Origin of the sequence: Limosilactobacillus kribbianus (genome assembly GCF_026413145.1) — a bacterium.
Lineage (GTDB): Bacteria > Bacillota > Bacilli > Lactobacillales > Lactobacillaceae > Limosilactobacillus > Limosilactobacillus kribbianus.
On sequence record NZ_JAOVYZ010000006.1, the window covers coordinates 23,484 to 47,863 of the forward strand.

Sequence of the window (24,380 nt, forward strand, 5' to 3'; positions counted from 1 at the left end):
ACTAGAGGAGGTACGCATAATGGATTTATTTGATGAAATTGCGACAAAGATCAAGGGACAAAACAAGACGATTGTGTTCCCAGAAGGTGAAGATAAGCGGGTCATGGGTGCTGCCATCCGGCTGCAAAATGACGGCATGTTAAAGCCAATTCTGCTGGGACCTCGTGCTGAGATCGACAAGACCGCTAGTGATAACGGCTTTGATATCAGCGGCTTGGAAGTTATTGATCCAGCCGAATACCCAGAAGCCGACAAGAAGGCCATGTTCGATGCCCTCCTGGAGCGGCGGAAGAACAAGAACACGCCAGAACAAGTCAAGAAGATGCTTGAGGACGTTTCTTACTTCGGAACGATGCTGGTTTACATGGGCAAGGCTGACGGGATGGTTTCCGGGGCTGTTCACTCTACTGGTGCAACGGTTCGTCCAGCCCTTCAGATCGTAAAGACCAAGCCGAATGCTCACCTGATCAGTGGCTACTTCCTGCTGCTGAAGGGTGATCAGCGGTACATCTTTGCCGACAGTGCCATCAATATCGAAGTTGATTCCTCAATGATGGCTGAAATCGCCGTTCAAAGTGCGCACACTGCCAAGATGTTTGGAATTGATCCAAAGGTTGCCCTGCTGAGCTTCTCCACGAAGGGCTCCGCAAAGGCCGAAACGGTAACCAAGGTGGCTGATGCAACTGCTAAAGTTCACGAATTGGCACCGGATCTGCCAGCCGATGGTGAGCTTCAGTTTGACGCCGCCTTTGTTCCAAAGGTCGCTGCTGCCAAGGCTCCAGGTTCGAAGGTTGCCGGGCACGCCAATGTCTTTATCTTCCCGAACCTGGATGCTGGTAACATTGGTTACAAGATTGCCCAATACTTCGGTGGCTTCACCGCGATCGGCCCATTGATGCAAGGCCTGAACGCCCCAATTTCTGACCTGTCACGGGGCTGCAATGAAGACGACGTTTACAAGGCTGCGATGATCATGGCCCTGGAAGCATCAGAAAAATAACTTAATCACTTAAGCAAAGGGTAGTCCTCACCTGACTTGGAGGGGGACGACCCTTTTAATTTTGCTAAAATGGGGACGGGTGGAAATAGTGAGACGAAAGGATTGGCAAATCCTGTTAACGGTATTGATTAGTCTAGGAACTGTGGTGACGGGAAACGGTGTCCAGGCAGCAAGTAGGCGAGCGGTCGCCACCGCCTTGCAGCAGAACGTGGTCCAAGTGCGGACCTATGCCGACAGCGATCCGGGTAATTATGGCTATGCGAAATACCTGCGACGGATCAATTATGATGGGGGCAACCAATGCACGATTCAGGTCCGATCAACGTTTGAGGGCCTGTCCGCGGCGGCTCGTACCAGCGTCATCAACCAGACTCAGGCGCTGGCCAAGATGGTTTTAGTCGACCAAGGAGTGCGGACGAAAAAGCAGGTAGCTCCGGGACTGGTGGTGACGATCCGGGCTGGTCACCAGGTGCTGGGGCAATCGCGCTCCGGCAATTATTACCGCTACACTTGGCACCACTGAGCGGTCGGCTTTGTCATCTCGGGCCGGTTAAGTTAAAATAGGGGCAGATTGATTATTCGAGGTGCACATAATGCAAAAATTAACCTTAGAGAGCCGGGACGAGACGATCGCCCTGGGTGAAAAAATTGGCCGCCTGCTGAAGGCCGGGGATGTTTTAGTCCTAGATGGTGATCTCGGTGCCGGCAAGACGACCTTTACCAAGGGCCTGGCAAAGGGGTTGGATATTCCGGACCTGATCAAGAGTCCGACCTTTACGATTATTCGAGAGTACCAAGACGGGCGCCTACCGCTCTACCATATGGATGCCTACCGCCTGGAAAACGGCGGGGCCGAGGATCTGGGATTGGAAGAATATTTTGACAGCGACGGGGTCAGCGTCGTTGAGTGGGCTCAGTTCGTGGAAGACGAGCTGCCAAGTGACTTTTTAGCTATTCATTTCAAGCGGACGGACGACGAAAATACCCGGGTACTGGAATTCGAACCTCACGGCGAACACTTCACGACCCTGGTCGCTCAGGTGACAAACTGATGGCGGATGAGGTAGAAATCAAACTGGCAACGGCCGATGACGCGGCACGGGTGCTGGCATTCTTGCGCCAAGCGGCGACCGAGAGCGATGCCGTGACGGTGCCCCACCTCGCTCAGGTAACCGTTGATCAGGAAAAACAAAACATCGACCTGATCAACCAGTTCGACGATTGCGTAATCATGCTTGCAATGTTGGGAGAGGAGATTCTGGGAATTGTCACGGTGATGGTGCTGGAGTCCCAACCCACGGCGGGTGAACTCGGCGTGGTGGTGGCCAAAAAATACTGGCGCAATGGGATCGGCTGCTTGCTGGTTGAGGAAGCCGAATACTGGTTTGACAATTACAGCAGCCTTGAGTCGCTGGTGCTGACGGTCTTCACCACCAACACGCCGGCAATTAAGCTCTACCAGCGCTGCCACTTTGTCCAGACGGGCACGACGACTGAGGAGGGTCGACCAGCTCTGGTGATGGAGTATCGGCCGACTAAGTAGAAAAAGCTTCGGGAAGCGAATTCCGGAAGCTTTTTTTCTTAGCCAAACATCTTGATGAAGGGCTTAATTTTTTGATCGCCGAAATGCTGATCCTGGTAGAGCAGGATGTTGGCGCAGGCCTGGGCATCGTCAAGGGCGTTGTGGTGGTGGTGAAGGTCAATGTTGAGAGCGTCGCAAACCGTGTTAAGCTTGTAGTTGGTGAGACCAGGGAGCAATTGGCGACTTGAGCGTAGCGTGTCCAGAGTTTGGTAGGCCGGGGGCTCAATTCCGTAGTGTTCCAGGGTACTCTTTAAGACACTGTTGTCGAAGCGGTTGTTGTGGGCAATAACCAGCTTGTCGGGCGTGTAAAAAGACTTGATGTGTTCCCAGACCGCCGGGAAATCGGGCGCATCCTGGACGTCTCTTTCGTGGATTCCGTGAATCTGGACGTTGCGCCAGAAGAAGTCGGTGTGGGGGTTGATCAGGGTGTAGAACTCGTCGGCAATTTGGCTGTTACGGACGATCGTCAGGGCCAACGAACAGGCGCTGTAGCGTTTGCCGCTGGCGGTTTCAAAGTCCATCGCGATGAAGTTCATGAATCTGCCACCTTTCATCTTATGATTACCATATTATTCTAGCGGGCTTGAGGCGTTTTCGCAAAAGTTCTGCAAAAATCATGATACAATTAGGAGCAGAGTCAAAATTAAAGGATAAGAAAAGGAAGGCTTATTGAATGGCTAACTTAATGAATGAATTTCCGGAGATTGATATCAAGCAGGACGAACCCTTAATGAACTATACTTATACGCACACGGGGGGACCAGCGGATTGGCTGGCCTTCCCGGAAAGCGTCGACCAGGTCAAGCAATTGGTTGACTACGTGCGGGAACACGAAATGCCGCTGACGGTCTTGGGAAACGCCAGCAACCTGATTGTTCGTGATGGGGGGATCGATGGTTTGACGATCATCCTGACCCGGTTGAACAAGATCACGGTCAAGGACAACCAGGTGATCGCCCAGGCCGGAGCCTCCTACATCGATACGACGATTGTCGCCCGGGACCACAGCCTGACGGGACTGGAGTTTGCGGCTGGCATTCCTGGCAGCATCGGTGGGGCAGTCTTCATGAACGCCGGAGCCTACGGTGGTGAGACCCAATTTGTGGTTACCGACGCGACGGTGCTGCTGCCGGACGGAACGATCAAGCATTTTGACAACCAGGGCTTGGACTTTGGCTACCGGCACAGCAGCGTTCAGGATAACCACGGGATTGTGCTGGACGCCACCTTTACCTTGAAGCCGGGGAAGCACGACGAAATCAAGGCTAAAATGGACGACCTCAACGAACGCCGGGCCGCCAAGCAACCGCTGGATCTGCCATCCTGCGGAAGCGTCTTTAAGCGGCCAAAGGGCTACTTCGCGGGAAAACTGATTCATGATGCCGGCCTACAGGGCTACACGCATGGTGGAGCCCAGGTTTCCACCAAGCACGCAGGCTTCATCGTCAATATTGACCACGGGACGGCTAACGACTATCTGGCGGTGATTCACCACGTCCAGGAGACGGTTAAAGCCAAGTTTGGCGTTGACCTGGAAACTGAGGTGCGGATTATCGGTCGGGATTAAAAAAGAACAAGTGGGGCTTGGGCTAGTTAGGCCGGGCCCCACTTGTTCTTTACTTTATAAAACGTTTTACGTTTTGTCCTCTTAGGCTTTGTAATCGTTTTATGGGTATGCTAGAATAAATACTGTTAGGAATTCGGAAAAATAAGGAGGCTCAAAACATGAGCAAAAAAGTAGTTGTATTAGGTAGCATCAATGTTGACACGACGTACCACGTTGAACGTTTCCCACAACCAGGTGAAACGATCTCTGCTAAGAGCAAGAGCTCGGCTCCTGGTGGAAAGGGTGCTAACCAGGCCGTTGCGGCAGCTCGGTCTGGTGCCAAGACTTTCTTCATCGGTGCGGTCGGCTCCGACAGCGAAGGTGAGTACATGCTGGAGGCCTTAAAGGATAACGGTGTTGACGTTCACCACATCACAGTTGACAAGTACCACGGGACCGGCTCCGCAGCCGTTACTTTGGACGCTGAAGGGCAAAACGACATCATGATTTATGGTGGTGCCAACCAGGCAATGACTCCTGACTTGGTCGACGACATTGGCGATGTCTTAGATGGTGCAGATTTCCTGATCAGCCAGTTTGAAACTCCTCAGGATGTGGCCCTGGCGGCATTTAAGAAGGCTAAGGAGCACAACGTTACCACGATTTTGAACCCGGCACCGGCGCACGACATTCTGCCGGAACTGCTGAAGTACACCGACGTGATCGCACCAAACGAAAGTGAATGTGCCCTCTTGACGGGGATTGCAATCACCGACGAGGATTCGATGCTTAAGAGCGCCGACTACTTCCGCAAGCAAGGAGTTAAGCACCTCCTGATCACCCTGGGTTCCAAGGGGGTCTTCTACTCCTGCCCAGGCGATAAGTACGGCCTGGTTCCAGCATTCAAGGTCCATGCCGTTGATACCACGGCAGCCGGTGATACCTTCATCGGGGCCCTTTCGTCCCAGTTGGAAGACGACCTGTCCAACGTGGCGGACGCCTTGGTTTACGCCCAGCGTGCTTCCAGCCTGACCGTTCAGGGAATGGGTGCAATGCCATCGATCCCAACGGCTGACAAGGTCAAGGCAGCCCTGGCGGAAAAGTAATTAAAAATTTGGTCAAAAAAAGCCCAATTTCCATTTCAGGAAGTTGGGTTTTTATTTATAGGCTTGGCAAATTTTGATAAACCAGTAGACAATCAGCTGAAGGGCGGTCATGATCGCGGCAAAGGCCAGCATCTTGGGCTGCCAGATTCCCCAGAGATGGCGGAAGAACCAGGACGGGGTGAAGAGCAGGTAGATAGAATGCAGGCGCAGAAAACGACCGATGTAGATGCCGACACTGGCCAAGAAGGTGAAAGCCCCGATCCAGACAAAGCGCAGCCAAGAATGGTGCGGTGTCGTTAGCTCCGTCAGCTGGCGGGCGACCCGTTCCATGGTGATGGTACCGACCAAAAGACAGCTAAGCGCGCAGATCATCATGATGGCAAAGACTAACCAGATATACGGATCAGAACGCAGGATCCCATTGATGCTGGTGTGGGGATGGAGCCAGGAAAGGTGGAAGAGGTCGGTCATCACGTAGGGGGCGTTGGGGTAAAAGGCTATCCAGATAAGGAGCAGGAGCCAAAAGGCCAGCGCGCGCCGATCGTTGAAACGCCGCATTTGGAAACTGAGCTCGATTGGAACATAACCGAGAAAAGTATTTAATGCCATGAAGTCGTAGGGGGCTTTCATGAACAGTTTTAACAAGATGATTAAGACCCAGAAAAAGAGCCGGATCTGCCAAGTCGGTGAAAGACGTTTAACCATCGAATCCCCCCTTATAAATCAGAAATAATTATGACAATCATACCAAATATTTATGAATTTAGTGTGCTCCTTTCGCCAATTGTAAAAAATGATATAATATGATCGTGAATTTAGAGGATGGTGAATGCGATGCAGTCTATAACTTCGCTTTTGACATGGCAAAATCTGATTCACCTCATTGATATTCTGGTCATTTGGTTTTTGATCTATGAACTGCTGATTCTGATTCGCGGGACACGGGCTGTTCAGCTCTTTCGCGGAATTCTGATCATCATCTTGGTCAAGATTATTTCCTGGTATGCGGGTCTCAGTACCGTTTCCTGGGTGATGGATCAGATCCTCAATTGGGGTGTCATTGCCATCGTGGTCATCTTCCAACCCGAAATTCGCCGGGGACTGGAGCATTTGGGGCGCGGGACCTTCCTGAGCCACAACCAGTCGACCAACGAGACCGAGGAGGAAATGATCAAACAGCTTGATAGTGCGATCCAGTACATGTCGAAGCGGCGAATTGGTGCCCTGATCAGTATTCAGATGAAGACGGGGCTGGAGGAATATATTGAAACGGGGATTCCGCTTGATGCGGATATTTCCGGGGCACTGCTGATTAACACGTTTATTCCGAACACGCCGCTCCATGATGGGGCCGTGATTATCAAGAATAACCGGATCGCGGTGGCGGCGGCCTACTTGCCCCTGTCGGATAGTAAGCTGATCCCCAAGGAACTGGGGACCCGGCACCGGGCGGCGGTTGGCATTAGTGAGGTCACGGATGCCGTCACGATTGTGATTTCCGAGGAGACGGGCGAGGTCTCGATTACCAAGGATAATGAATTGATCCGTAACATGTCACAGAACGATTATCTAAAGTTCTTGCGGTCCCAATTGTGCACACACGAACCAGCTCACGAGAGCATTCTGGCGCGAATCTTCTCGCTTTTTGTAGGACATGGAGGTGGCCGGCATGGACAACAATAAGGGCTTTTTTAGCCGAAAATGGGTGCTGCGGCTCTCTTCACTGATTCTGGCAATCATGCTCTTTGCCTATGTTAACGGTAGTAAGAGCGGCTTCTTACGTCAGACGACCCGGGGCAGCAACGGTAACAGTGCTTTAATGTCGAATAAGTTGGCCACGATCAGGATGCCCTTAGACATCACGATCGACAATTCCAAGTACGTGGTGACGGGTTATCCGCAGTACGTCAAGGTTAAGATTACCGGACCGTCCGCGCTAGTGACGACCACTACCAACACGCAGAACTTCAAGGTTTATGTTAACCTCGGTAAGCTGGGACCCGGGAAGCACCAGGTGCCGATTAAGACCAGCGGTTTAAACTCGGAGCTCAAAGCAACCGTGGTACCGAAGAACATCAATGTCCGGATCCAGCAACGGCGGACGGTCAACATGAAGGTTACGGTCCGGGTCAATTCGCGGAACCTGGCCGACGATTACCAGGTTGGTCGGGCCCGCGCGGACGTCAGCAACGTTCAGGTCACCGGTGCTCAGGACCAAGTCTCGCGGGTTAACCGGGTGGTGGCCTACGTCGTTGTGCCACGGGATGCGAAGAGCACCCTGGAGCGGCAGGTGACCCTCCAGGCCCTTGATAAGAACGGCCAGATCCTGAACGTCTCAATTGTTCCGACGACTACTAACGTCACCGTACCGATCAGCTCCAAGAATAACGACGATGAGAGTTCAAGCAGCAGTTCGGCGGATGCGGATGAGCGGTCTTCGACGAGCTCTTCTAGCGAGAAAAAGGTGCAAAGCGGTTCGTCAAGTAGTAGCATAGGTAATAATACGAATGACAATACGAGCTCGACCGAATCGAGCAGTAGTCAGTCTTAATGAATAAGGAGTATATGATGAAACTGAAATATTTTGGTACCGACGGTGTTCGGGGAGTTGCAAATCAAGATTTGAGTCCAGAATTGGCCTTTCGGGTTGGCCGTGCGGGTGGGTACGTTTTGACGCGCCACTCGGAACGCAAGCAGCCACAGGTATTGGTGGCCCGGGATACACGGATTTCCGGTCAAATGCTGGAGAACGCCCTGATTGCTGGGCTGCTTTCCGTCGGCATTGAGGTGCTGCGCTTAGGTGTTGTGACGACCCCCGGGGTTGCCTATCTGGTTCGGGCTCAAGAAGCCGACGCCGGGGTGATGATCACGGCGAGCCACAACCCAATCAAGTACAACGGAATTAAGTACTTCGGGGGCAACGGCTTTAAATTATCCGACGACCTGGAATACGAAATCGAGCAGCTCTTGGACGCTGAGACAGACGAATTGCCGCGGCCGTCGGATGAAGGCCTCGGAACGGTTGCTGACTACCACGAAGGAGCACTGAAGTACACTTCCTTCCTTGAGCAGACGGTTTCAACCGACCTGTCTGGTTTGAAGATCGTGGTGGATGCCGCTAATGGTGCCACCAGTGCCTTTGTTTCCAACCTCTTTGCCGATATGAACGTCGACTTTACCGCCATCAATGCCAAGCCAGATGGCCTGAACACTAATCTTAACTGTGGTTCCACTCACCCAGAAGGACTGCAGAAGGCGGTTGTTGAAAATGGCGCTGATCTTGGGGTGGCCTTTGACGGTGACGGTGACCGGTGCATCGCCGTCGACAGCGAAGGAAACATTGTTGATGGTGACAAGATCATGTACATCTGTGGTAAGTACCTGGACGCCAAGGGAATGCTGAAGAAGGACACGGTGGTAACGACCGTGATGAGCAACCTGGGGATGTACAAGGCCTTAGAAGCTCACGGCATGAAGAGCGTCAAAACCAAGGTCGGTGACCGTTACGTTGTCGAAGAAATGCTGAAGAACGGCTACAACCTGGGTGGTGAGCAGTCCGGTCACATCATTTTTCTCGACCACAACACGACCGGGGATGGAATGCTGACCTCCCTGCAGCTGTTGTCGGTAGTGAAGGAAAGCGGCAAGAGTCTGAAGGAATTGGCCAGAGATGTGCAGACTTATCCACAGGAATTGCTGAATATCAAGGTGGCAGACAAGGCTGCCGCAATGGAAAATCCAAAGCTGAAGCAGGTAATTGCGGCGGTTGAGGACAAGATGCACGGTGACGGTCGGGTCCTGGTTCGGCCAAGCGGGACGGAACCATTATTGCGGATTATGGCCGAGGCCCCAACACCGGAGCTCGTTCACCAATATGTTGAAGAAATTGGTGATGTTGCCCGCGCCGAGCTGGAAGTTAAGTAGTAAAAAGAAGTTAAAACTGGTTTGCTTCGAATTGAAGTGGACCAGTTTTTCTTTTTACCTCAAATTTGACCTAGACCAATTTGGTGCCTTTAATTGACATGGACTGCCGAAGCTTGTATTATACTTATGTGTTGCAGCAGACCATTAGGTTATCCTATTGATCTATACCAATTAAAATTAAAAGGATGGAAAAATTATGTGTGGAATTGTAGGTGTAACGGGGACCGATAAGACCCTGTCAATTTTAATCGATGGTTTAAAGAAGTTGGAATACCGTGGTTACGATTCTGCCGGGGTCTACGTTAATGATAATGATGGCCACGACTACCTGGTTAAGCGGCCAGGCCGGATCAGCAACCTGGAAGCAGCCCTGACGGATGATGTTCACGGACTCTCCGGGATTGGCCACACCCGTTGGGCTACTCATGGTGCCCCAACTGAGGCAAACGCACACCCGCAGTACTCCCAGGATGATCGTTTCTACCTGGTTCACAACGGTGTGATTGAAAACTACGCGCAATTAAAGAAGGAATACCTGGCGGACGTTCACTTTAACAGCCAGACCGACACTGAGGTCATTGTTCAACTGGTGGACCACTTTGTTGTGGAGGACCACATGGACACCGAGGCGGCAATGCTGAAAGTCCTGCGTCTGATCAGTGCGGACTCCTCCTACGCCTTCGTGATGATCGACCGGGAAGATCCAGAGACGCTGTACGTGGCGAAGAACAAGAGTCCACTGTTGGTCGGCCTGGGCGACGGCTACAACATGGTTGGTTCTGATGCCATGTCAATGATCAAGGAGACGAACCAATTTATGGAAATCGCCGATCACGAATTGGTCATTGTTAAGCCAGATCACGTCACGATCAAGGACTTTGACGGCAATGAGAAGAGCCGTGACAGCTTCACGGTTGACATGGACCCAAGTGCTGCCGACAAGGGGACCTACCCATTCTACATGCTGAAGGAAATTGACGAACAACCAGCTGTCATGCGGAAGCTGGTTCGGGAATACTTTGGGGACAGCGACGATCCGCAGATTGACCCGAACCTGATCCAAAAGCTGGCCGAAGCCGATCACCTGTACATCATTGGTGCCGGGACCAGTTACCACGCTGGTCTGGTCGGTGCCCGGCTCTTCGAACGGCTCTGTGGCATCCCAACCACGGCTCACATTTCCTCCGAGTTTGCCTACGAACAACCACTGCTGTCCAAGAAGCCATTCTTCATCTTCCTGAGTCAGAGTGGTGAAACGGCCGACAGTCGACAGGTTCTGGTTGGAGTCAACGAACACAAGTGGCCAAGTTTGACCATCACCAACGTCGACAAGTCCACCCTGTCCCGTGAAGCAACCTTTACGGAATTGCTTTACGCCGGTCCGGAAATTGCTGTTGCTTCTACCAAGGCCTACACCGCTCAGATTGCCGTAGAAGCAATCCTGGCCAAGGCCCTGGGCGAATACATGGGCAAGGAAGCCGCCAAGAACTTCGACGTTAAGCACCAGCTCGGCCTGGTTGCCAACAGCATGCAGTCAATCACCGACAGCAAGAAGGAAATTGAAGAAGTGGCTTCTCGCTACCTGTCCAAGCCACGGAATGCCTTCTACATCGGTCGGGGAATCGACTGGAGCGTTTCTCTGGAAGCAGCCCTGAAGCTGAAGGAAATTTCCTACGTTCAAGCAGAAGGATTTGCTTCTGGTGAACTGAAGCATGGAACGATTGCTTTAATTGAGAAGGGAACACCTGTCTTGGGCATCATTACCCAGGACCGGACTGCCGGCTTGACCCGGAGCAACCTTGATGAGACCCGGGCGCGGGGTGCTAACACGATTACGATCGTTGCTCGTCACCTGGCTCAGGAAGACGACACGATTATTCTGCCAGACGTCGATCAATACTTGACGCCACTGCTGTCCGTGGTACCGGCACAACTGCTGGCATACTACACCAGCCTCGGCAAGGGCCTGGATGTTGATAAGCCGCGGAACCTGGCTAAGTCTGTTACTGTTCAATAAAATAAAATGTCAAAGAGGCTGCGGGGCGCTTGCCCTGGGGCCTCTTTGACATTTTTTAGTAAAAAGTTAAAGAGTTTCTTAATTAATATTGACATTCCGTCCTGAAACCGCTATCATAATAGTCGCAAGGTATTAAGTATTTACCTTCTAATCAATTCTCTTTCTCTCTTATGCCAATCATCGTCGTCCAGACGATGATTTTTTGGTTTAAAGTCGCTATAATATTTAATGTTGAAAGGGATGAGTTGCGTGGAAAAACAACATCAAGTGCTGACCCTCATTGAGGAAATCACCCGCAATGACGGCAGCAAGTATTTTGAAATTGGGAATATGGTTCATAATGGCCGGGCCGAATTGGCGGCCGAACGCGGCTTCATCAAAGAAGTGCGGATCCTGCAGTTAAATATTCCCCATTCTAAAAACGTGATTCGCTACGAGGACTTCATCAACTCGCATTATGTGATGCAGGATGAATCGATGGATCACTGGGAAGAATGGAAACGGACGCCCGAGATGGACCAGGTCGTCAACGATATTTTGAAAGAAAATCATATTGGTTAGACGTGGCGGTAGCATTTTAAGGCTGCCCCTTTATTTAAGGATCCTTTTTTGAAAAATTGTTGTGGAGGAATTTGCTAGAAAATGAAGCCAGTTGGGGAAAAGCGTCAATACATTACAGGAATCGACGGGCTCCGGACGCTCGCCGTTTTAGGGGTAATCATTTACCACCTGTTGCCAAACGTGTTGCAGGGGGGCTATTTGGGGGTCCCCCTTTTTCTGTTGATTTCGGGCTATTTTGTCACCTATCAATTCAGTCGCCGGCTGGACGACCAGCAGCATATTGATATCTGGCACTTTTACCGCAAACGCTTCCGGCGCCTCTATCCGGTGTTGGTGGCCATGCTTTTCCTGACAACGGCCTACATCACGCTTTTTGCCCACGAGCTTTTGCATAACATTCGGATGATTGTGACGACCAACTTGCTCTGGGTATACAACTGGTGGGAGATTCGCCATGGACAATCCTATTTTGATCAGTTTGGCGGGGCTTCTCCTTTTACCCACCTGTGGACCTTAGGAGTGGAAGCACAGTTCTACCTGCTCTGGCCCCTGATTATCACCCTGCTTTTTATGATCCTGCGCAAGAAAAAGACGGTGCGGCGGGTGATCTTGCTGCTGACGATTGCCTCGGCGGTCGAGATGGCAATCTTGTATGACCCGGCAAATGTTAACCGGGTCTACTACGGAACCGACACCCGGGCCTTTTCTCTTTTGCTGGGATCCTGGCTGGGACTGGCTTGGCCACTGAATCGGCTGAATGCACATCCGGCTAAGAGCCTGCAGCATGGCTTAAACGCGATCGGGATCCTGATGACCCTGATTACCGTCGTGGGCTTTTTCACCCTCAATGGGCAGGCGGCGCTAACCTATCACGGGGGGATGTTCTTCTACAGCCTGGTTGGGACGATCCTGATTGGGACGATTTTGCACCCTGGCTCACGGATGAACGCCTGGTTTTCTAATCCAATCTTTCACTGGGTCGGTCAGCGTTCTTACGGTATTTATGTCTACCAGTACCCGGTAATGGTCTTTTATGAACGCTTGGTGAAGGTCGGCTTGCACCCGGTTCTTAACTCAATTATTGAAGTAGCCATTATTCTGCTGATCAGTGAACTTTCCTATCGCTTTTGGGAACGGCCGCTGGCGGATTGGCATTGGTCAGAACTATTTACTAGTAAACGGACCTGGCAGCAGTGGACGCGGCTGGGAGCAAGCGTTGTTGTGCTGGCGATTGCCGGCTTTGGGATGGCCCAACCAGATCACGCCCCCCAAAAGACGGCTGTCCAGCAGCGGATTGAAAAGAGTCACAAGAAGGCTAGCAAACACAATCAGGCGATTGCGTCTGGAAAGAAAGTCCAGACTGACACCGCCGCCAATGTGAAACAGTATGCCTTGACGTCAAGTGAGGCTCGGGCAGCCCAAAAGCTGAAGATCACGGCGATTGGGGATTCAGTCATGGCCGATGCGGCGGATAGCATCCAGAAACTGATGCCCCAAGCCTATGTCGATGCCCAGGTGGGCCGGCAAGGATCGGCTGCTCCGGCGGTAATTAAACAGTTGGCAAAACAGGGACACTTGAACCAGATCGTGGTGCTGAATCTCGGAACCAACGGCTCAATGAGTCAGCAGACGATCGATGATATTGTGCAGGCAGTGGGGCCGAAGCGGCAAATTTACTGGCTGACGGCTCACGTCCCGACGAAGCCTTGGCAGCAGACCGTCAATGACGAGATCAAGGCTGCGGGTAAAAAGTATTCCAATGTTCATGTAGTAGATTGGTACAGCGTCAGTGAAAATCACAGCGATTGGTTTGGCAAGGATAATGTGCACATGGGCGAGCAGGGCAACATTAACTACGCCCGCCTGATTGCCAAGTCGATCCTAGCCGACCAGAAGGGGAATCAAAAATGACCGCAAATGATGACCTGTTGAACCAGGCAATTAATATTTACCTGTCGGCATTAAAGCGCCTAGAACATGTTGTTTCCCAGCCGGCGGCGCAGTATTCGCTGTCTTTTGAGCAATACCTGATTCTCCAGGAGATCGTAACGAATCCGGGAACGAAGCTGATGGATATTGCGGCCCAGCGCCAGGTGACGCGCAGTGCCGTTTCGCGCCAGCTCCGGGTGTTAATCAAGCATGACTATGTTCGCCAGGAACAGGATCAGGATGATCGCCGCAAGGTTTCCTTGGTGGCGACACCGGCCGGCCGCCAGGTGGCCCATACCATTGAGTCACGGATCAGCCACCGCTTTGCGAAGTGGGTCCAGATTTATGGTGAAGACCGGGGACGAAAATTATTGCAGCTGCTGGACGAATTTAACCATCAGGTAATTCAGCCAGAAAATGACTTGAACCGAAAGGATGAAGAGAAGAATGATTAAGATGATTGCTTTGGACCTTGACAATACGCTGCTCAACAGCGAGAAGGAGATTTCCAAGCGCAACGAAGCAGTGCTTAGAAGGCTGCACGAAAAGGGCATTCACGTTGTCCTGTGCACCGGTCGGCCAATCAACGCCATCTGGCCGATGATTGAGCAGCTGGGACTGACCCAGCCTGACGACTACACGATCACCTTCAATGGGGGCTTGGTGGTCAACAACGTCACCAAGGAACACCTCTTTGAACTGGGAATGCAAAAAGCGGACTTGCAGCCGCTGTTTGACTTTGTCCAAGAGAAAAAGATCCCGTTGGACGTTTTGGACCTTGAGCGGGTGTACGAGTTGACTGATCATCCGGGCTCCATCTACCGGACGGTTCTAAAGAATATTGAATTCCGCAATACGAAAATGGCTGATCTGCCAACGACGACCTTTAGCAAGGCCGTCATGGCGATCCCGGCTGAACGACTGGCCCCGATCATTGCCAGTCTGCCGGAAGAATTGAAACAGCGGTACCATGCGGTTCAGTCCCAGGCGATGATTATGGAATTCCTGCCTCGGCGTGTCAACAAGAGTGTCGGCTTGCAGGCATTGCTTGATCACTTTGGCGACGATTTTAGCAACCTGATGAGCTTCGGGGATGCGGATAGCGACCTGGAGATGATTCAGGATGCGGCCCAGGGAATCGTCATGGCTAACGGGTTGCCCGAAGTGAAAGCGGCAGTAACGGCGCTGACCGACTCTAATGACGACGACGGGGTGGCGACGTATTGTGAGCGTTATTTTGCCGATCTGTTAAAATAAATAAAAGCCACTGCTGCCTAGTTTGCGAGCGGTGGCTTTTATTTCGCTGTGTGAAGATTTTGTTACATTTCGTTGAAGAATGTAATTCATTTGCGACGGTTTTGTTACTGTCCGGTAATGTTGATTGTGTATTATAGAGATAATTAATCAGAAACGAATAAAAAAGGACGGTTGTTAATTTATGATTTCTAAGAAAAACTTTGTAAAAGCAGCAACGACTCTTGGCGCCATGGCCTTAGGTGTTACGGCAGTGACGACGGTTGCCAACGCCGACTCCGTTTACACTGTTAAGAGTGGCGACACGCTTTCAAGCATTTCTTACAAGTTCGCTAAGAACAACAGTCTTGTTAACTCCATTGCGCGTGACAACCACATTTCCAACATTAACCAAATCTTTGTTGGCCAGCGTCTGGTAATCAAGGGTGTTGCCAATCAACAGACGGGTCAGAGCACGAGTACTGCCACCCCAGCATCAACTAATACCACTGCAAGCACGACGGCAACGACTACTAGCAGTACGAACAGCAGCAGCACGACTTCGACCGTTAGTGGCAGTGAAGCGGCTGCCAAGGCGTGGATTGCGAACCGCGAATCTGGCGGCAGCTACAGCGCAATGAACGGCCAATATGTTGGTAAGTACCAGCTGTCCGCTTCCTACCTGGGCGGCGACTACTCCGCCGCTAACCAGGAACGGGTTGCTGACCAATATGTTGCTAGTCGTTATGGTTCTTGGACTGCTGCTCAGCAGTTCTGGCAGGCCAATGGTTGGTACTAATTAATAATTTGATAACAAATAAAAGCACTTCCGGTGGGGAGTGCTTTTTGCTATCTAAATGGGACTGGTTATGGTAAACTATTAATTGTACCTGGGGATGTTTTTTGGATTCGACAGGTATAGGTCGAGTTTCGACTGCGTTTCGAAGGTTGCGTCTTCGTAAAAACGCTCAGTTTTCAAATTATAACTGCAAACAATAATTCAAACTCTTACGCTCTTGCTGCCTAACAAGTAGCATCCGTAAATCCGTTCCGGGTTCGTCCATGATGCGGTAACGGGTTTCATATTGAGTGGACTACGCTGACCGTCGCCGTTTGAGATTGTCAGAAGAGTTTTTTCAAGCTAGCTAGCCATGGTTGCCCTGATCAGCGGCGTTTTGACTGGTGAAAATTAAATAGCTGAGATACGAACGTAGAGGTCGAAATGGCGATATGCTTGGACACGGGTTCGACTCCCGTCATCTCCATTTTTAGCATTTTGAGTGTCTTTATATCATCGCAAAACGTTGATATAAAGGCATTTTTGTTTTTACGGAAACGCTGAAAAACGGATTTATTTTAACTTTGACGGCAAAATCATCCCTGCTTGCTGCCGGGCCCTTTTAGGGTGGCAGCAATGTCGGGTATAGTATAATGAATTTTGAGAATGTTTGACTGATAAACAAAAAGACAACCAACATAATAGTCGGCTGTCTAGTTGCTTAATTCATGTTGTCGTTGCTTGATACAGTTTAATAGCATTGTTAAGTCGTTTGCTGTGGCGTCCTTTAGAATAAAGTTTTTAGCTACTGACTTGCGGTTGATGTACTGAGTACGGGCTCTGTTCTTTCGGCGATACTTATTGATTGCCAGGTGTTGGGCTTCGGTCATTGCCATGCTGCTACTTCCTTTCGATTTTGAATTCTATTAGCTTGCGGCGCTTGCTCTTAGGGGTGTGCCGCCACTCATTGAATTTATGAACGTCTTGTTTAATCATCCCCATAATCTCACGGGGATTATACACGTCTAGTGCAATAGTAACGTGTTTATTCTTTGACTGGTATTTGAAGCGTCTCATATTCTCAACCTCGGTTTTAAATGCTATAATATACACATAAAAAGCCCCAAAGGTTGTTGACTTTGGCGAGTCAACCTTTGGGCGGTGTGTTAACCACTAATCAAAAATAACTACTAACTTAAAGCGTAAGGGGACCAAGCTAAACTCAATTGAGTATGCTTTGACCGAGCGCTTTTTGTTTTTGCTTTTTCCATTCATGGTAACCACCCCCTTTCCTTAGGGGCTAACTACATCATATACATATGTAGGGATAGAAGCAATAGCTATTTTGATTAGTATGAAATTATTGAGACAAAATCAGAAGGGGATGGACGCTGGTTGGTCCATTCACCTGTTAGTGCTTGTTCAATCTGCCTGGATCATTAGCGCAAATAATTGACTATCGATGCAATTAGGTTAGATTTTGTGCCACGGGTTCGACTCCCGTCATCTCCATTTTTAGGGTTTTCAGTGCTTTTATACCAGCTCAAAACGTTGATATAAAGGCATTTTTATTTTTGGAAAAACATTGAAAAACGTATTTTTTGCCACGATTGCGGAAAAAGTGCGGAAAAATAATGAGCTTCTCCCCAGCGTGGTGTCGCCTGTTTAGGCGGCTTTTTATTTTGTTCTGCGGAAAAATCATCTTTTTAGTGTGTTAGGTATGTGAGCATAGACAAAAGGGGATGAGCCTGTTTGTTGGTTCATCCCCATTTAACTTAGTAATTATTAGTAATTGTCGTCTAAATGATAATAGGCTTTCCCGGCGTCGTTAAATCTACCGTCTGGCCCTATGAAGCCATGTGACTGGTCAAATTGTTCTTCTTGATCTTGTGCCTGTACCCAAGCGTCCGGGCTGCCGTCCGGGTTTGAACCTGCGGCGTGATCTTGTCCTGGTAGAAGTGGGGCGCCGTTTGGGTCATATCCACGTTCACGGTTAATCTCACCTTGTGACTTTCCCTGCGCCTGCTGCTGGCCACCATTACCGCCGCTGTTAGATTGAGCGGTTGCCTGTTGAGTATTGCCGCTCTGCTGATTAGAAGCGCTGCTAGTGGCCACCTGGCTGCTGTCATTGCTGCTAGGCGAGGACTGTTTATCCTTGTGGTTCTTATTAGCTGCTTTCTTATGTGACTTATGGTGCTTAACTACTTTGGTAGACGTAGTAGACGAACTGCTGGCCGCCTTGTGTGATTGCGACGCCAGATTATTGCACCCGGCTAAACTAAGCCCGGCCAATATCGTGACACAAGCTAAACCTAATCTTTTCATTCTGAAATACCCCCAATAGTAAACATTTACAACTCTATTATGCTCCAGTTTCGGGAAAGTGACTGCTTCAACGTTAAAAACATTGATTTTTCTAGTAATGATGGTTGCTCTGCGTAAATAAGATGGTCGATTGTATAGCTGCGGCGCTTTCATGTTGTCTGAATGACCAATGGAACTGTAGAAAACACTAAAATGGGCAAAATAATGGACTTGTTGAACGTGCTAAATACTGATTTTTCAATAATTGGCGAATGATACCCCCCGCACCCTAAAATTTCAAAAATTATCCCTTGTGTGTAAGACGACGGCAATGTGTGCTGCTCTCTTCGTGGCATGATAAAATATGAGTGTGTATGGTAATTTGTGTAAAGGCGGCTATGTGAGGGTTGCCTTTTCTTTTTTAAGGGGGCCGAAAGTGTCAGAAATACCTTTTAGGGTGTCGGAAATGTCGGAATCATCCCCAGCTAGTGCATAAGCTTGTAAGCCATCAACAATGCTTTACGTTGTCGATGATAGAAGCTGCCCTCTGTAATCTGGTAATGGTTCGCCGCCAACTCTGCCAGTGTCGTTTTGGTGCGGTGCCGCTTGATAAATCGTTGTTCTAAGATTATTCCACTGGCCTGGTCAACCTTGCCAACTACGGTAACGATATGCTGCCGGGTTTTTAGTTCAGATATGGCCCTCGTGTGCTCCAGTTGTTCCTGGTCGGTCACTCTGGGGTTGCTGTCGTCCACTCTAAGCGATATTAGTTGCCAGTCCTTGAATTGTCTTAGGTAGTTCTTGGCTGCGGTGGCGGCTGTCTTTTCTCCAGTTGTGGGGATGGTTGACATGAGACAATCACTCCAATTACAATAAATTTGGTTTCTTTTTATATCGAAGGGCGTGCCACCTGGTGCGATCTTTAGTCCGTTGTTAATTCAACGGGCTTTTTTATTGCTATCATTCAATCAAACATATCAAAACAATAGCAATCATTATCCCGGCCGTAATCGTGTTGGTGGTCCAGTAGGCCGTTGTCATTGAAACATGAAAGATATGCGCCACTAGACTGTAAAACATATAATCATCAAACGAATTAAGCAGCATTTGTTGTCATCCCCCTATTTGAGTAAAGGCCGTTGCTCTGGAATTTCAATGAGCAGCGGCCTTTATTTACTGTAATAAATCATCAATTGATTTATCAATTTCTTTTTGTTGCTTTTCAATTTCCTTATCTAAATTGAGATTATCCATAACGATCACCCCCCTTAACTACGCAATCAACGTCAATATAGGCTTTAATGTCAGGTTTTGTAAGGCTCTAGCCCCAGCTAAAGGATGAGCCGGGAAGCTTAATAGTCCTATCATTTACTATCACTTTTCATCATCAATTTAACTACGATCATCCCCATAAGCGGAACTTTTGGGCAATCGTTGGGGATGATAATTACTGTTAAATCAACGATTGCGGCAATTGCCAGCGTTTCACATTTCATGGAATAATTTCACATTATCACCACCAATCTAACTACGAAACTATAAGCAATGTTAACTTTTGTTAAGCTTCGATTAACTACAAATATTCCCGGCAATGTCCAGTTTTGACCAGTCCATTTTTGAGTAGATATACCGTTATATCAACAATTATCGAACATTGGTAAGTTGTGAAGTTGGTGGAACATTCAGTCGCTCACTAAACCGATATTTTTGTATGCTGTCGTAACCTTATTACTGTAATATCCAGCATAAAAGCGATGGTGCTTCTGGTATACGAACCCCAATAACTCCATGTTGCGTTTGAACTGCCGGGAACTTAGCGGCTCCAGTCCTTGCTGCTTGCAATATTCCTTGTAGCGATCATAGACGACACGACAAGCACTATAAAAGCGTCTGTCTTTCTTCACCTGGTCCGAATACACGAAACTAATTACTGTTTTGTCTGCCTGGTCCTTGTTGCGAACTCTGAAATGATAGTCTGTTTTACTTTCTGCCATCATCCGTGCCAGGCTGCGTCTACTAAAAATATAACGTCCACGATACCAACCCAATATCATCAACTCCATTTCTGAATATATTCTTATTTAGCTCTGTAAGCTCTTCTAAGCGCTTTTAGGTGATAAACGATAAATTATATTACTCACCACTTAGCTACCTCAAAACTGCCCGAATATTTAGAATAATTAAGCATATCGAACACACGGTCTATCCTTTGCTCTGACCACTCACTAAATTAACTACAATTCAGATCCTTTTCCAACAAATAACAAGCTCATTACCCTTGCAATTGTTGATTTAACAGTATTCTTAGGATGTTGGTTCTCGTAGGTCAAAAAAAGGTAGTCCCACTATATAGACCAACTTTATTTATTAGTTAGTGTCATTGTCTATCCTTGCTCTCCAGATTGACTACAATTCTGTTCCTTTTCCGCCGAATAAATTAAATCATCCCCCGATTATCGTTGATATAACAGTAATTGGGGGATGCTTCTTTTTATCACTCTAGTCGATCATATTCGTACAATTTTTCATTAATTGAGTAGTTACTGAAATAGCTATCAATTACCCTCTTCTTAGTTTCCCTATTCTTACCTGTACTGTGTGAGTAATCATCAATAACGGCTTTAAGGTGATTAATTATCTGCCCCTCGATTTGTTGCGCTTCTTTGAGTGTTTTATTGTATTTGGCAACAAGCTGCCTGTTTTGCTCTAGCAGGGTAGGAACATGGTGTTTAATTATACCCATGTCGTCCAGTACTTTTTTATGAACGAACGGTATTTTGATTAGGCTTCTATTCAATTGTGCTTCATTCTCTGCGATTTGCTTGTCTAGCTTCTTAATCTGAACCAGTTTGATCTTATTAGTATTAAGCCCCAGAACGACGCTAGATAAATGATCTTCAATTTCTTCACGGTTCATGGTAATTACCTCTTTTTATAGTCCGACTAATCTGTCATTACTTTTAAGGGTGCAAAATCTGAACATGGTACCTGGCCATTCCTTTTATAGGGTGCCCAATGTGCCTATGGCAACAAGCAACAAGCTAGAAAGGAATGTTGCCAGGTTTTGTTACCTTACTAACCCCTTGATATATCTGACTTTTTAAGCCACTGGCAACAAGGCAACGATTTTATAGTAGAAAATCTCTTTTAAGGAAAAAAGCTTAATTTTAGTGTTTTTTCTTTTATATGTAATATTTCTATGTTGCTTTGTTGCTTTGTTGCTTTTTAGTGTGTAAATGTGGTTGTATCAATGGATGGCGAAAAGCAACAATTTATAAACTTGTGAGTCAGTTTGTTGCTTTTCTACCATTTTTGTTGCTTTTGACAAAAAGCGGCTGTTTTTTACTAGGGTTAACCTTTACGCCGTACTTGTAGTGAATATCTAATTCATTCAGCCTATTCATATCATCATTTTCCCAATCAAGAAGTGGCGCTAAATTGTTTCTGGAATATTCCCATCCCTTATCTGCCATTAGTGGCTTGGCTCTACGGGTAAAGGTGGGCTGTTTGATTTTCTGTGGGTTGTTCTCGTAGTCCATAGCAGCTAGGAAAAGCTTAAACAAGAATGCAACGGGAATACGGGTACTCTCCAGCTCTGGTAAGTAGTTCTCAATGAAGTGATCTACGCTGTCGTTGTCTTCTTTGATGTCCTTGATGATCTCCTGGCTTTCTGCGGTGTCTTGTAACACGTCTGGGGTCATACTAAGGGCTTTTTTTAGTACGAACTCTAGCAGCCGTTGGTCCTTGATGTATTCATCTTTGATACGCTTGTTGGCTGCGGTGGCCTTGTATTGATGGTCGAATACGATTACCCGGAATCGTCTGAACAGGGCGTCGGAAGTGTCGCTAAAACGTGGAATACCATTCATCGACTGAACAATGAAGTTATTAAAGCGATAGTTAAATGGTGTAAGTCCTTTAGGGTTGATGAGGATGTTTTCTCCAGTTGCTACGCTCTTAAAATTCTCACTGGTCCGGTTATAGTCGTTTGGGTTATTATCATCCCCAATTAATAGGGCCTTGCCAGTGGCGCTTGCTAACTTAAAATCATCTTCAAACTCTTTTAGTTTCAATGAGCCGTAATTACCAGCGCCCACTAGGTTTTCCAGTAATCGCTCAAATGTACTTTTACCAGTGCGTCCTTGTCCGTTGTCCACTAGGAAAATGGCAACGTCGGTGGTCAGATTAGGATTAACCACTGCCGATATGGTTTGCCATAACAGTAGCAGCTTGTCACGGTCGCCACCTGCGATCTGCTGAAACCATTCCGACAACTGCCAGCCATTGAATGATGGTTCCGTAGCATTGGCGTTGTAATTGGTCATGATCTTGTGTCTGAACACGTATTTAGACGAGAACGGCTCCAGCTTGTGGGTGTGCTGATTGTAAATACCGTTGTTAACGGGGATGAGCCATTTAGTCCGGGTTTCTGTAAGACGGTGGCTATCTAAAAACAGATAATGTCTTATTTCTGCTAGCTGCCGGGTGGTTAAGGAACGCTCAATACAAGTGGCAAGCTTTTCCAATGTTCGTTGACTAGCCTTATATGTCCCACTGTCCAGGTCATAAAACGAAACCTGGCCCCGTTCCATTTCTTCATCATCATCGGCAATAATTCCGTAGTGTAAGTATTTCTCTAGAATATCTGCTACTGTGCGTGGTGAGGGATGAAAGATTTTGGTATTCCCGTTTTTAAGCTCTTTTTTATGCTTATCTCGCCACCGCTCACCATCTTGCTGTAACTGCGCTTCTAACTCTTTCATTGTTTTTGGCGGCGTAGTTTGTTGACTGCGGCGCTGGTCCAGGTCATTAAATAAAGCGTTAAGCCCTAATGCCTTAACTACGGGGTTATTAGTGTCTAACGCCTGTCTTTTTTTGCTCACTTTCTCAACTCCTCTTTTAATACACTAGCAACGATTTTTCCGACTTCCCGGTCCTCTAGTGGTGGTGTATTGAATTGGTTAGCATAGTTAATCAACGTCCAGACGGTGTCGTTTTCCGCTCCAGCGTAAATCATCTGACCACATAGCCGGGTCAAATAATCGTTTCGCTGGCCCTCTGGTGCGCCCTTAACTATGTTGTCTAGCACTCTGCCCGTCCATTTCTTTCCGGGATGATAGCTGCCATGCTGCTTCCTGGTCGACTGTGGTTGATAGTTTGCTATCATTTCTAAGAGTAGGGCGCTGGGGTGTTTCATTTGTGCCCCATCATTGAGCCAACGATAGTAACCTTTTTCCGTTGTCGATGGTGGTACTAACACGTAATTGTTAGGATGAGCCTTAATATCAACGCCGGGAAGTAGGCCAATCACTTGCTTTAAGTGGCTGCCTTGAGGTTTCGTGTAAAACATTTGATAGCCACCACTTGCGGTCTTTTGTGTCCTAGTAGGTAAGATAACGCCGGGTGGTAGTTGCTTTATAGAAGCCATTCCGTCCTTGCCGTGTGCTTGTTTCGTATCAATATCCACTACAAAGAAGTCAGTGGTGCGTAAAGCAACGTTAGCGTTTGGGTACTTACTCCAGCATTTCTCTATTTGATCTGTGGTAAGTGCCGGGCGGTTTGCGAACTTGATTAGGGGATGTTTACCGTTCATTGGTAAAACTGAATAGCCAAATCTTGCGTATTTGAGTGCGCTCTGTAACTTATCCATTGCTGGCCATTTCCAAACTGGGGTAGCTTAATTCACCATCCATGAAAAGCTTGACGAGTGCTTCTAATTCCTTGATAATCTGCTGGTCCCGGTTGGTTGCTTGTTGAATTGCGGTAAATAGGTCCTGGTTCGCTGCCAGCCGTCTGGAATTATTCCGCTTGATAGGGGATGTTTGGTCCATTTCTCTTAGCATGATATAAACTCGTGGCAACTGTGTTTCATCGTTAGTGATTAGTTGTAATTTGTAGAAAAGATTATGTTTAATTGCCAGTGCATAAGTTAAGCAATTAGTGACACGTGTTAAGTCAGTCCCGGTAAAGGCTTCAACTTGTTTGGCTAGGGGATTGATAGCGTGTCCGCCGTCTGCGTCCTCCAGGTACCTTTTTAGCAACCGCAAGGCGTGGGTGGTTAAGTTAATGTCCCACTGCTCCCGGTGGCCGTCTGGCGCTGTGAGGGTAATTAGTTGCATGAGTTGTCACCATCCTTTTCTTTAACACTGGAAGCGTCGATAATGCGCTTGAGCTGTTCTGCGGTGTCTTTGAAACGGCTGTCGTCGATGATCTTAGCTTGGCTAACTAGGCTAGATGAGAACTCACCTTTAATAACCGCGAGTACCTTATTGCCCTTGTGGTCGTCTGCTAACATGAATTTGTAATTACTTTTTTTCATTGTCGTATTCCTTTCTGTGTTGGGGATGTCCCCACTGAATCGCTTCATGATAGAATAGACAAGGCGGCACATATTGCCGCT

At 48.3% G+C, this 24,380-nt stretch carries 26 protein-coding genes and 1 other RNA gene; 16 read left to right on the forward strand and 11 right to left on the reverse strand.

Features of this window, described 5'->3' with window-relative positions; genetic code table 11:
* The first annotated feature begins 19 nt into the window (after positions 1-19).
* From pta to OCT58_RS02700, 4 genes are all read left to right on the forward strand, one after another.
* Positions 20-1,000, forward strand: coding sequence for a phosphate acetyltransferase (pta, locus tag OCT58_RS02685; RefSeq protein WP_267201301.1), 981 nt, complete (start codon positions 20-22; stop codon positions 998-1,000).
* A gap of 88 nt (positions 1,001-1,088) precedes the next feature.
* Positions 1,089-1,523, forward strand: coding sequence for a hypothetical protein (locus tag OCT58_RS02690; protein ID WP_267201302.1), 435 nt, complete (start codon positions 1,089-1,091; stop codon positions 1,521-1,523).
* A 70-nt stretch (positions 1,524-1,593) separates the two neighbouring features.
* Positions 1,594-2,052 carry a tRNA (adenosine(37)-N6)-threonylcarbamoyltransferase complex ATPase subunit type 1 TsaE gene (tsaE, locus tag OCT58_RS02695; protein WP_267201303.1) on the forward strand — a complete coding sequence of 153 codons (459 nt, stop codon included), beginning with the start codon at positions 1,594-1,596 and terminating at the stop codon, positions 2,050-2,052.
* Positions 2,052-2,543, forward strand: coding sequence for a GNAT family N-acetyltransferase (locus OCT58_RS02700; RefSeq protein WP_267201304.1), 492 nt, complete (start codon positions 2,052-2,054; stop codon positions 2,541-2,543). Before tsaE ends, OCT58_RS02700 begins: the two co-directional genes overlap by 1 nt.
* Positions 2,544-2,581: 38 nt before the next feature.
* Here OCT58_RS02700 and OCT58_RS02705 read toward each other — a convergent pair whose 3' ends face one another.
* Complete coding sequence (locus tag OCT58_RS02705; RefSeq protein ID WP_267201305.1) at positions 2,582-3,118, reverse strand: 3'-5' exonuclease; 537 nt, start codon at positions 3,116-3,118, stop codon at positions 2,582-2,584.
* A gap of 137 nt (positions 3,119-3,255) precedes the next feature.
* On the opposite strand from OCT58_RS02705, the gene murB reads away from it, so the two are divergent.
* Together murB and rbsK are read left to right on the forward strand one after the other, a co-directional pair.
* Complete coding sequence (murB, locus tag OCT58_RS02710; RefSeq protein WP_267201306.1) at positions 3,256-4,149, forward strand: UDP-N-acetylmuramate dehydrogenase; 894 nt, start codon at positions 3,256-3,258, stop codon at positions 4,147-4,149.
* A 158-nt stretch (positions 4,150-4,307) separates the two neighbouring features.
* Positions 4,308-5,234: a ribokinase gene (gene rbsK / locus OCT58_RS02715; protein WP_267201307.1), complete on the forward strand. Its 927-nt coding sequence runs from the start codon at positions 4,308-4,310 to the stop codon at positions 5,232-5,234.
* Between the two features lie 51 nt (positions 5,235-5,285).
* On the opposite strand, the gene OCT58_RS02720 is transcribed toward rbsK, so the two are convergent.
* The gene (locus OCT58_RS02720) at positions 5,286-5,939 is read right to left on the reverse strand and encodes a DUF1361 domain-containing protein (RefSeq protein WP_267201308.1); all 654 of its coding nucleotides are present in this window, start codon (positions 5,937-5,939) and stop codon (positions 5,286-5,288) included.
* Between the two features lie 129 nt (positions 5,940-6,068).
* Here OCT58_RS02720 and cdaA point away from each other — a divergent pair, with 129 nt between their 5' ends.
* From cdaA to ssrA, 10 genes are all read left to right on the forward strand, one after another.
* Positions 6,069-6,917: a diadenylate cyclase CdaA gene (cdaA, locus tag OCT58_RS02725; RefSeq protein WP_267201309.1), complete on the forward strand. Its 849-nt coding sequence runs from the start codon at positions 6,069-6,071 to the stop codon at positions 6,915-6,917.
* Positions 6,904-7,785: a CdaR family protein gene (locus OCT58_RS02730; protein WP_267201310.1), complete on the forward strand. Its 882-nt coding sequence runs from the start codon at positions 6,904-6,906 to the stop codon at positions 7,783-7,785. Before cdaA ends, OCT58_RS02730 begins: the two co-directional genes overlap by 14 nt.
* A gap of 17 nt (positions 7,786-7,802) precedes the next feature.
* Positions 7,803-9,158 carry a phosphoglucosamine mutase gene (gene glmM, locus OCT58_RS02735; protein WP_267201311.1) on the forward strand — a complete coding sequence of 452 codons (1,356 nt, stop codon included), beginning with the start codon at positions 7,803-7,805 and terminating at the stop codon, positions 9,156-9,158.
* A 196-nt stretch (positions 9,159-9,354) separates the two neighbouring features.
* Positions 9,355-11,175 carry a glutamine--fructose-6-phosphate transaminase (isomerizing) gene (gene glmS / locus OCT58_RS02740; protein WP_267201312.1) on the forward strand — a complete coding sequence of 607 codons (1,821 nt, stop codon included), beginning with the start codon at positions 9,355-9,357 and terminating at the stop codon, positions 11,173-11,175.
* 249 nt (positions 11,176-11,424) lie between these two features.
* Positions 11,425-11,736 carry a hypothetical protein gene (locus tag OCT58_RS02745; protein WP_267201313.1) on the forward strand — a complete coding sequence of 104 codons (312 nt, stop codon included), beginning with the start codon at positions 11,425-11,427 and terminating at the stop codon, positions 11,734-11,736.
* An 81-nt stretch (positions 11,737-11,817) separates the two neighbouring features.
* Positions 11,818-13,647, forward strand: coding sequence for an acyltransferase family protein (locus OCT58_RS02750; protein ID WP_267201314.1), 1,830 nt, complete (start codon positions 11,818-11,820; stop codon positions 13,645-13,647).
* Positions 13,644-14,120 carry a MarR family winged helix-turn-helix transcriptional regulator gene (locus tag OCT58_RS02755; RefSeq protein WP_267201315.1) on the forward strand — a complete coding sequence of 159 codons (477 nt, stop codon included), beginning with the start codon at positions 13,644-13,646 and terminating at the stop codon, positions 14,118-14,120. Before OCT58_RS02750 ends, OCT58_RS02755 begins: the two co-directional genes overlap by 4 nt.
* Positions 14,113-14,922, forward strand: coding sequence for a Cof-type HAD-IIB family hydrolase (locus tag OCT58_RS02760; protein ID WP_267201316.1), 810 nt, complete (start codon positions 14,113-14,115; stop codon positions 14,920-14,922). Before OCT58_RS02755 ends, OCT58_RS02760 begins: the two co-directional genes overlap by 8 nt.
* A gap of 181 nt (positions 14,923-15,103) precedes the next feature.
* Positions 15,104-15,697: an aggregation-promoting factor gene (gene apf, locus OCT58_RS02765; RefSeq protein ID WP_267201317.1), complete on the forward strand. Its 594-nt coding sequence runs from the start codon at positions 15,104-15,106 to the stop codon at positions 15,695-15,697.
* A gap of 93 nt (positions 15,698-15,790) precedes the next feature.
* Positions 15,791-16,166: a transfer-messenger RNA gene (gene ssrA, locus OCT58_RS02770) on the forward strand.
* A gap of 223 nt (positions 16,167-16,389) precedes the next feature.
* Here the strand turns inward: ssrA and OCT58_RS02775 are convergent.
* The 9 genes from OCT58_RS02775 to OCT58_RS02815 form a co-directional block, all read right to left on the reverse strand.
* Positions 16,390-16,572 carry a hypothetical protein gene (locus tag OCT58_RS02775; protein ID WP_267201318.1) on the reverse strand — a complete coding sequence of 61 codons (183 nt, stop codon included), beginning with the start codon at positions 16,570-16,572 and terminating at the stop codon, positions 16,390-16,392.
* Between the two features lie 889 nt (positions 16,573-17,461).
* Positions 17,462-18,001: a hypothetical protein gene (locus OCT58_RS02780; protein ID WP_267201319.1), complete on the reverse strand. Its 540-nt coding sequence runs from the start codon at positions 17,999-18,001 to the stop codon at positions 17,462-17,464.
* Positions 18,002-18,465: 464 nt separating this feature from the next.
* On the reverse strand, positions 18,466-18,831 hold the full coding sequence (locus OCT58_RS02785) for a hypothetical protein (RefSeq protein WP_267201320.1): 366 nt from the start codon (positions 18,829-18,831) through the stop codon (positions 18,466-18,468).
* An 831-nt stretch (positions 18,832-19,662) separates the two neighbouring features.
* On the reverse strand, positions 19,663-20,028 hold the full coding sequence (locus tag OCT58_RS02790; RefSeq protein WP_267201321.1) for a primase-like DNA-binding domain-containing protein: 366 nt from the start codon (positions 20,026-20,028) through the stop codon (positions 19,663-19,665).
* Between the two features lie 446 nt (positions 20,029-20,474).
* Complete coding sequence (locus OCT58_RS02795; RefSeq protein ID WP_267201322.1) at positions 20,475-20,897, reverse strand: hypothetical protein; 423 nt, start codon at positions 20,895-20,897, stop codon at positions 20,475-20,477.
* Positions 20,898-21,267: 370 nt separating this feature from the next.
* Positions 21,268-22,863, reverse strand: a complete 1,596-nt coding sequence (locus OCT58_RS02800) for a DNA primase family protein (RefSeq protein ID WP_267201324.1) — start codon at positions 22,861-22,863, stop codon at positions 21,268-21,270.
* The gene (locus OCT58_RS02805) at positions 22,860-23,630 is read right to left on the reverse strand and encodes a bifunctional DNA primase/polymerase (protein ID WP_267201325.1); all 771 of its coding nucleotides are present in this window, start codon (positions 23,628-23,630) and stop codon (positions 22,860-22,862) included. The genes OCT58_RS02800 and OCT58_RS02805 overlap by 4 nt, the downstream gene beginning before the upstream one ends.
* Positions 23,623-24,099 carry a hypothetical protein gene (locus OCT58_RS02810; protein ID WP_267201326.1) on the reverse strand — a complete coding sequence of 159 codons (477 nt, stop codon included), beginning with the start codon at positions 24,097-24,099 and terminating at the stop codon, positions 23,623-23,625. Before OCT58_RS02810 ends, OCT58_RS02805 begins: the two co-directional genes overlap by 8 nt.
* A complete protein-coding gene (locus OCT58_RS02815; protein WP_267201327.1) occupies positions 24,090-24,299 on the reverse strand; it encodes a hypothetical protein in 210 nt (69 codons plus the stop codon). The genes OCT58_RS02810 and OCT58_RS02815 overlap by 10 nt, the downstream gene beginning before the upstream one ends.
* Positions 24,300-24,380 lie beyond the last annotated feature (81 nt).